This window comes from Brevundimonas sp. (genome assembly GCF_013823285.1).
Classification (GTDB): Bacteria; Pseudomonadota; Alphaproteobacteria; order Caulobacterales; family Caulobacteraceae; genus Brevundimonas.
The window spans coordinates 1-8,508 of the sequence record NZ_PNLV01000097.1; the positions used below are offsets into that span (position 1 = coordinate 1).

7 protein-coding genes are annotated in these 8,508 nt (G+C 69.1%); 6 read left to right on the plus strand and 1 reads right to left on the minus strand.

Annotation, left to right across the window (positions count from 1 at the left end; genetic code table 11):
• Nucleotides 1-1,057 (minus strand): LamG domain-containing protein (locus C0461_RS11810; RefSeq protein WP_292107163.1); only part of this gene is annotated, 1,057 nt, incomplete at its 3' end.
• A gap of 359 nt (nucleotides 1,058-1,416) precedes the next feature.
• Between C0461_RS11810 and uxaC the strand changes: the two genes are divergently transcribed.
• The 6 genes from uxaC to C0461_RS11840 all read left to right on the plus strand — a co-directional run.
• Nucleotides 1,417-2,832, plus strand: a complete 1,416-nt coding sequence (gene uxaC / locus C0461_RS11815; RefSeq protein ID WP_292107166.1) for a glucuronate isomerase — start codon at nucleotides 1,417-1,419, stop codon at nucleotides 2,830-2,832.
• A complete protein-coding gene (locus C0461_RS11820; protein ID WP_292107169.1) occupies nucleotides 2,829-3,818 on the plus strand; it encodes a TRAP transporter substrate-binding protein in 990 nt (329 codons plus the stop codon). The genes uxaC and C0461_RS11820 overlap by 4 nt, the downstream gene beginning before the upstream one ends.
• Before the next feature lie 3 nt (nucleotides 3,819-3,821).
• Nucleotides 3,822-4,319: a TRAP transporter small permease gene (locus C0461_RS11825; RefSeq protein ID WP_292107171.1), complete on the plus strand. Its 498-nt coding sequence runs from the start codon at nucleotides 3,822-3,824 to the stop codon at nucleotides 4,317-4,319.
• Entirely contained in the window at nucleotides 4,310-5,590 is a 1,281-nt protein-coding gene (locus C0461_RS11830; protein WP_292107173.1) for a TRAP transporter large permease, read from the plus strand. The genes C0461_RS11825 and C0461_RS11830 overlap by 10 nt, the downstream gene beginning before the upstream one ends.
• Complete coding sequence (locus tag C0461_RS11835; RefSeq protein ID WP_292107175.1) at nucleotides 5,587-7,074, plus strand: mannitol dehydrogenase family protein; 1,488 nt, start codon at nucleotides 5,587-5,589, stop codon at nucleotides 7,072-7,074. Before C0461_RS11830 ends, C0461_RS11835 begins: the two co-directional genes overlap by 4 nt.
• The coding region (locus C0461_RS11840) for an altronate dehydratase family protein (RefSeq protein ID WP_292107177.1) at nucleotides 7,071-8,508 on the plus strand (1,438 nt) is incomplete at its 3' end. The genes C0461_RS11835 and C0461_RS11840, both read left to right, overlap by 4 nt.

Here is an 8,508-nt window from a genome sequence, read left to right on the forward strand (position 1 = left end):
TGAACTCCAGCCTGTTCCAGGGCTCGTCCGGCAGGTTGAAGGTGATCGTTCGCCCACCCTCCACATAGACGTTCCAGTCCGGGATCTCGAAATAGTCGTGCCGGCCCGGCAGACGCGAGCGGTAGTAGACGCCCGGCCAGGTGGATTCCCGCACCCCGTCCGATCCCTTCAGGAACCGCTGCTGCAGGTCATAGGTGCTGTCGAATTCCACCTTGCGGATGGCGGTATAGGGCGCGATGGCGGGCGGCGCCGCGCCGTCAAATCCCAGACGATGACGCCAGGCCGTCCAGCGGTCGGCGGTGATCGACGGGGCCGGGACCTGGACCTCGCCGCCCCGGGCCAGGGCGGCGATCTGCGCCGCCGACAGGGCGCGGTCATGGACCTTCAGTTCGTCCAGGTCGCCGCCGCGCATGAAGTTGTAGCGGCTCTGCACCTGATAGGGGCTGATGATGCGGCTGTGCGGCCCCATCTGGTCCAGCCCGGCGTCAAGGGTCATGGCCCCGGCCTGCTCGCCGACCAGTTGGCCGTCGACGTAAAGCTGCACGCCCGTGGTTTCGTCCCAGGCGAAGGCGATATGGACCCAGCGATCGGGATCCAGCGTCTCCAGCCCGCGCCATGAGACGCGCGACCGGGACAGGTTGGTGTCGGTCACGAAGGCGTCGAAGCCCGCTCCGTTCCAGTCGATGCGCAGCCAGACCATGTCCCAGCTGCTGTGGTCGGAATAGCTGACCCGGAAAACCGGGAACTCATTGCGGCTCACCGGCTCGCGGGCGCGCCAGAAGAACGACAGGGTGCCGCGTTGGGCCTGGATGTTGCCGGGCGCCTCCCACGTCAGGGTCTGGGCGCCCTGGGCCTCGATATAGCCGCCGGATCGCCCGCCGGGACGGATCGAGACGTGGCTGGCGAAGTTCGGCTCGGCCTGCCCCTCGGCCACGTCGGCGGTCAGGCTCTCATCGGCGGAAACGTGAAACAGCAGCCCATCCTGGGCTGCGGCGGGTGCGGCCGCCAGGGCGGCGGCGATGGCGAACAGGCTGCAAGAGGTCTTGATGTGGCGCATGGTGTCTCCGTCCCATTGACTGGCCAGGTCTGACGCCCGGCTCATCATCGGCGCTCGTGAACGGATGCCCCCGCCCCGGTCGCTCGGGAACGATACTGTCGCGATATGACACCGGTGGCAATCCCTGCGGTAACCGGTGGACATTTTCCCCGATTGCAGAAACTATGGCCGCAGAACCAGAGAAGGCCGCATCTCCAAGGCCTTCCATTTCAAGGGATGAGACACGGGTTGGCGACTTTTCCGATCCCTGGAGCACTTAAGGGCGGCCTTCGCGTTCGCCTGCCCGGGCCCTATGGTCACGCTAACATTCGCGTCGCCCGCGCCCTTGCGCCTTGCCCTGCCCTGTTCAGATTGTCGTGATGACCGCCAAGCTCAGCCTGCACCCCGACCGCCTGTTCCCCGCCGATGCGGACACCCGCACCGTGGCGCGGCGCCTCTATGCGGAGGTGAAGGATCTGCCGATCATCAGCCCGCACGGCCACACCGATCCGTCCTGGTTCGCGGGCAACGAGTCCTTCGCCAATCCGGCCGAGTTGCTGATCACCCCCGACCACTACGTCTTCCGCATGCTGTTCAGCCAGGGCGTCTCCATGGAGAGCCTGGGCGTGCCGCGCGCCGACGGCGGGCCGGTCGAGACCGATCCCCGCGCCATCTGGCGCCGCTTCGCCGAGCACTACCCCCTGTTCCGGGGCACCCCGTCGCGCCTCTGGCACGACTGGGTCTATTCCGAGGTCTTCGGCCTCACCGAGCGCCTGACCCCCGAGACCGCCGACCACTACTATGACGTCATGGCCGACAAGCTGGGCCAGGACTCCTTCCGCCCGCGCGCCCTGTTCGAGCGCTTCAACATCGAGGTCATCACCACCACCGAAAGCCCGCTGGACGGCCTGGCGCACCACAAGACCATCCGCGAGTCCGGCTGGAAGGGCCGCGTCCTGACCGCCTACCGCCCCGACCCGGTGCTGGATCCCGACTATGAGGGCTTCCGGGACAATCTGGTCCAGCTGGGCGCGATCACCGGCGAGGACGCCCTGACCTGGGAAGGCTATCTGGCGGCGCTGCAGAACCGCCGCGCTTTCTTCGCCGCCATGGGCGCCACCTCCACCGACCACGGCCACCCCACCGCCTTCACCGCCGATCTGGCCCCCGCCGAGGCCAGGGCCCTGTTCGAGAAGATCGTCCTGGGCCATTTCGAGCCCGCCGACGCCGAGCTGTTCCGCGGCCAGATGCTGACCGAGATGGCGCGCATGAGCACTGAGGACGGTCTGGTGATGCAGCTGCACCCCGGCTCATTCCGCAATCACAACGGCTGGGCCTTCGAGCGCTTCGGCCGCGACAAGGGCGCCGACATCCCCACCCGCACCGACTATGTGCGCGCGCTCAAGCCCCTGCTGGACCGCTTCGGCTCCGACCCCAAATTCTCCATGATCGTCTTCACCCTGGACGAGAGCGTCTACGCCCGCGAGCTGGCCCCGCTGGCCGGCCACTATCCGGCGCTGAAGCTGGGCCCCGCCTGGTGGTTCCACGACAGCCCCGAGGGCATGCGCCGCTTCCGCGAACAGACCACCGAGACGGCGGGCTTCTACAACACCGTCGGCTTCAACGACGACACCCGCGCCTTCCTGTCCATCCCGGCCCGCCACGACGTGGCCCGACGCATGGACTGCGGCTTCCTGGCCAGGCTGGTAGTCGAGCACCGGCTGGAGGAGGACGAGGCCCACGAGGTGGCCCGCGCCCTCACCTATGACCTTGTGAAACAGGCGTACAAGCTTTGACCCTCAACCCCACACGACGCGCCGCCCTGGCCGCGCCCCTGCTGCTGGGCGCCGCAGCCTGCAGCCAGGAGATCGGCGAACGCCCCCTGCGCGGCGCCGACACCCACGCGGCCGGCTATCCCACGGTCCAGGCCGTCGACCACTTCGGAGAACTGCTGTCGCAACGCACCGACGGCCGCCTGCGCCTGCGCAACTATCCCGGCGGCCAGCTGGGCGGCGAGGGTGACACCCTCGAGATCACCATGTTCGGCGGTCTGGACGTGAACCGGGTCAATCTGGCGCCCCTGAACGTGATCGAGCCCACCACCTTCGTCCCGGCCCTGCCCTTCCTGTTCAGCTCCACAGACCACATGCGCCGGTCGCTGGACGGCGAACCGGGCCGCGCCATCCTCGAGACCCTGCGGCCCCACGGCCTGATCGGCCTGTGCTTCTACGACTCCGGCCAGCGCTCGTTCTACAACCGGGTCCGCCCCGTGCGCACGCCGGCGGATCTGCGCGGCCTGAAGATCCGAGTCCAGCCCTCGGACCTCTATGTGGCCATGGTCCGCGCCCTGGGCGCCAACCCCACGCCCATCCCCTTCGGCGAGGTCTATCAGGCGCTGGTTCAGGGCGTGGTGGACGGCGCCGAGAACAACATGCCCTCCTACGACGACACCCGGCACCACGAGGTGGCGCGCTACTACACCGCCACCGGCCACGTCATGGCGCCGGAGGCCTTCGTCATGTCCCAGCGCACCTGGGACCGCCTGACCCCCGCCGATCGGGATCTGGTCATGGAATGCGCCAATGAGAGCGTGCCCTACATGCGCGACATCTGGGACGCCCGCGAGGCCTCGGCGCGCCAGAACGTCATCGACGCCGGCTGCGAGCTGATCGAGGACGTGGACGTGGAGCCGTTCCGCGCCCTCATGGCCCCGGTCTGGGAGCGGTTCATCGTCACCGACCTGCAGCGGCGGCTGGTCCGCGACATCCAGGCCATGGAGTAGGATATGCTGTCCATCCTCGCCGCCACCTCCCGCTGGATCAGCCGCCTGACCCTGGTCTTCGCGGCCACCGGCCTTGTGGTCATGACCGCCGTCATCGGCTGGCAGGTCTTCGCCCGCTATGTGCTCAGCGCCTCGCCCGCCTGGGCCGAACAGGCATCCCTGGCCCTGATGGTCTGGTTCATTCTTCTCGCCGCCGCCGTGGGGGTGCGCGAGCAGTTCCATATCGGCATGACCGCCGCCACGGGGGCCATGCCGCCGGCCGTGGCGCGGGTTGCGCGCGCCTTCTCCCTGCTCATGGTCGGGGCCTTCGGCGCAGCCATGGGCGTGTGGGGCGGCGAACTGGTGGTCCGCACCTGGGACATCGAGATCGCCACCCTCGGCATCTCCCGGGGCTTCGCCTACCTGCCCCTGCCCATCGCCGGCTGGCTCATCGTCTTCTTCTCGATCGAACATCTGATCGCCGAGGCCCGCGGCGGAAAGGTTGAACCGCTATGGAGCTGACGCTTCTCCTCCTCACCCTGCTGGTGCTGCTGGTGCTGGGCGTGCCGGTGGCCTTCGCTCTCGGCATCGCCTCGCTGGTGACCTTCATCTACATGGACATCGCGCCGCTGGTGGCGTTCCAGCGCATCGCGTCGGGGGTGAACGTCTTCGCCCTGATGGCCATCCCCTTCTTCATCTTCGCCGGCGATCTGATGCAGCAGTCGGGCATCGCCGAGCGGCTGGTGCGCGTGGCCAACGCGGCCGTGGGACGGGTTCGCGGCGGACTGGGCCCGGTCAATGTGGGCGCCTCCATGATGTTCGGCGGCGTGTCCGGCTCGGCCATCGCCAGCGCCTCGGCCCTGGGCTCCACCCTGATCCCGATGATGAAGAAGCGCGGCTACGACGCCGACTATGCGGTCAACATCACCACCACCTCCGCGGTCACCGGCCTGCTGATCCCGCCGTCGCACAACATGATCATCTATGCGGCGGCCGCCGGGGTCTCCATCTCCGTGGCCGACCTGTTCATGGCGGGCGTGGTGCCCGGCCTCGTCACGGGCATGATCCTGATGGTCGTGGCCTGGCTGGTGGCGCTCAAGCGCGGCTATCCGCGCGGCGAGTTCCCCGGCTGGCCCGTGTTCATGCGCGCCCTGATCGGCGCGATCCCGGGCCTGCTCACGGCGGTGATCATCTTCGGCGGCATCCTGGGCGGCATCTTCACCGCCACCGAAAGCTCGGCCGTGGCGGTGATCTACACCATGGTGGTGGGCTTCCTGGTCTACCGCACACTGACCTTCAAGGGCTTCGTCACCGCCGCCATGAATGCGGTGAAGACCACCGCCATGGTCATGCTCATCATCGGTTCGGCCGCAGCCTTCGGCTGGCTGCTGGCCCTGAACGAGGCGCCCGACCAGCTGGCCGGCCTGATGCGCATGGTGTCGGACAATCCCATCATCATGCTGCTGATGATCAACGTCATCCTGCTGCTGCTGGGCACCTTCATGGACATGGCGCCCCTGATCGTCATCACCTCGCCCATCTTCCTGCCGGTGGCCATGGAGGCGGGCATGGATCCGGTCCAGTTCGGCATGGTCATGATGCTCAACCTGGGCATTGGCCTCGTCACGCCGCCGGTGGGCTCGGTCCTGTTCGTGGGCTGCGCCGTGGGCAAGATCCGGGTCGAGGATGCGGTCAAGACCATGTGGCCGTTCTATCTGGCCCTGATCGTCTCCCTGATGCTGATCACCTATGTGCCGGCCTTCTCCATGACCCTGCCCAACCTGATGCGATGACCACACGACTGTCCCAAGCCACGCTCGACGCCCTGCCTCCGGCGGCGGCGCAGCCGGCCTATGACCGCGCGGCGGTGAAGACCGGGGTGGTGCATCTGGGCGTCGGCGCCTTTCACCGGGCCCATCAGGCGGTGGTGTTCGATGACGCCCTGGCGGCGGGCGACCTGCGCTGGGGCGTGCTCGGCGCCTCCCTGCGCTCGCCCGGCGTGCGCGATCAGCTGAACCCCCAGGACGGCCTCTACAGCGTCGTGGTGCGGGACGGCGATCGGCGCGACGTGCGCGTCATCGGCGCGATCCAGTCCGTGCTGGTGGCACCCGAGGACCCGGCCGCGCTCGTGGCCGCCATGGCCCACCCGCACGTGCACATGGTCACCCTGACCGTGACGGAGAAAGGCTACCGGCTCGACCCCGCCTCCGGCGCCCTGATGACCGACGATCCGGATGTTACGGCGGACCTGTCCGACCTGTCGGCGCCGCGCACCGCCCCCGGCTTTGTCACCGCCGCCCTGGCCGCGCGCAAGGCGGCGGGCCTGCCCCCCTTCACCGTGGTCTCCTGCGACAACGTCCCCCACAACGGCGCCCGCATCCGTCAGGCCGTGCTGGACATGGCCGGGCGCATCGACCCCGGCCTGCGCGACTGGATCGAGACCCACGGCGCCTTTCCCCAGACTATGGTGGACCGCATCGTCCCCGCCACCACGCCCGACGATGTGGCCGCCAACGAAAGTCTGCTGGGCGTGACCGATCAGGGCATGGTCAAGACCGAGCCCTTCACCCAGTGGGTGATCGAGGACCGCTTCGCCGGACCCCGCCCCGACTTCGACTCCCTCGGCGTGCAAGTCACCGCCGACGTGGCCCCGTGGGAGGACGCCAAGCTGCGCCTTCTGAACGGCGCCCATTCGGCCATCGCCTATCTGGGCGGTCTGGCGGGCCTCCAGTATGTGGATCAGGTCGTCGCCATCCCCGCCTACGCCCGCTTCGTCGAGGCCCTGTGGGACGAGGCCGAAAGCACCCTCACCCCGCCGCCGGGTCTGGACGTGCCGACCTATCGCGGCGAGCTGATGCGCCGCTTCGCCAACAGCGCGCTGCAGCACCGCACCGTCCAGATCGCCATGGACGGCAGCCAGAAGCTGCCCCAGCGCCTGCTGGCCGCCTGCGCCGCGCGTCTGGACAAGGATCAGCCCAACGACGCCCTGGCCCTCGCCGTGGCCGGCTGGATGCGCTGGCAGGACGGCGTGGACGACGCCGGAAACGCCTTCACCGTGAACGACCCGCTCGCCGCCGAGACCGCGCGGCGCGTCCAGGGCGCGGCCGGGCCCGCCGCCAAGGTCGCCGCCCTGCTGGACCTCGCAGCTGTCTTCCCGCCCGCCCTCGCCGCCGACGCCCGGTTTGCCAAGGCGGTGACCAACGCCCATCTCAGCCTCATCGAGCGCGGCGCCCAGGGCGCCGTGGAAGCCTTCGTGGAAAGCCTGCCCCGGTCATGAGCCGCGTCCTGATCCTCAACCCCGCCGACGACGTGGCCGTGGCGCTTGAGGATCTGGCGGCCGGTTCGAACCCGAGGGGGCTCACCACGCCTGTGCGCGATGACGTCGCCGCCGGCCACAAGGTCGCCCGCCACGCCATCGCCGACGGCGCCATCGTGCGCAAATACGGTCAGGTCATCGGCCGGGCCCGCGCCGCCATCCCCGCCGGGTCGCACGTCCACACCCACAATCTGGCCATGGCCGACGACAGCCGGGACGCCGAGGTCGGCGTGGACGCCCGCCCCGTCCATATCCAGCCCGGCGCCACGTTTGAGGGTTATGTCCGCGCCGACGGCCGGGTCGGGACCCGCAACTACATCGGCGTGCTGACCAGCGTGAACTGCTCGGCCACCGTGGCCCGGCGCATCGCCGACAGCTTCCGTCCCGAGGATCATCCCGGCATCGACGGCGTTGTGGCCTTCACCCATCAGGGCGGCTGCGGCGGCGCCTCCATGAGCTCGGACGTGACCCTGCTCCAGCGCACCCTGGCGGGCTATGCGCGCCATCCCAATTTCGCGGGCATTCTGGTGGTGGGTCTCGGCTGCGAGGCCAACCAGATCCCCGACTTCATGGCCCGCGAGGGGCTACAGGCCGGGCCGTTCCTGCGGGCCATGACCATTCAGGAGGCCGGCGGCACGTCCCGCGCCATCGAGCAGGGCCAGGCCATCGTCCGCGAGATGATCGCCGAGGCCGCGGAGGCGAAACGCCAGACCGTCTCCGCCGAACACCTGACCGTCGGCCTGCAATGCGGCGGCTCCGACGGCTGGTCCGGCGTCACCGCCAATCCGGCGCTGGGCGCGGCGGTGGACCGTCTGGTGGCCAGCGGCGGCTCCGCCATGCTGTCCGAAACGCCCGAGATATGGGGCGCCGAGCATCTGCTGCTGCGCCGCGCCGTCTCTCAAGGCGTGGCCGACCGCCTCAACGCCCGTCTCGACTGGTGGCGCGATTACGCCGAACGGCACCAGATGGAGCTGAACAACAACCCCTCCCCCGGCAACCTCAAGGGCGGCCTGACCACCATTCTGGAGAAGTCGCTGGGCGCCGTGGCCAAGTCCGGCTCGACGCCCCTCAACGACGTCATCGGCTACGCCGAGCCCCTGACCACCAAGGGCCTCAGCTTCATGGACAGCCCCGGCTACGATCCCTGCTCGGCCACCGGCCAGATCGCCTCGGGCGCCAATCTGATCGTCTTCACCACCGGCCGCGGCTCGGTGTTCGGGGCCAAGCCCGCCCCGTCCATCAAGGTCGCCTCCAACGCAAAGCTGGCCTCGTGGATGGACGAAGACATGGACATCGACGCCTCGCCGGTCCTGACCGGCGCGTCCCTGACCGAGGTGGGCGATCTGATCTTCGCCCGCATCCTGGCCGTCGCCTCGGGCGAACCCAGCAAGTCCG

Excerpts from the sequence above, each read along its gene's own strand:
- uxaC (WP_292107166.1), top strand. The coding sequence starts at position 1,417 with ATGACCGCCAAGCTCAGCCTGCACCCCGACCGCCTGTTCCCCGCCGAT.
- C0461_RS11825 (WP_292107171.1), top strand. The coding sequence starts at position 3,822 with ATGCTGTCCATCCTCGCCGCCACCTCCCGCTGGATCAGCCGCCTGACC.
- C0461_RS11830 (WP_292107173.1), top strand. The coding sequence starts at position 4,310 with ATGGAGCTGACGCTTCTCCTCCTCACCCTGCTGGTGCTGCTGGTGCTG.
- C0461_RS11835 (WP_292107175.1), top strand. The coding sequence starts at position 5,587 with ATGACCACACGACTGTCCCAAGCCACGCTCGACGCCCTGCCTCCGGCG.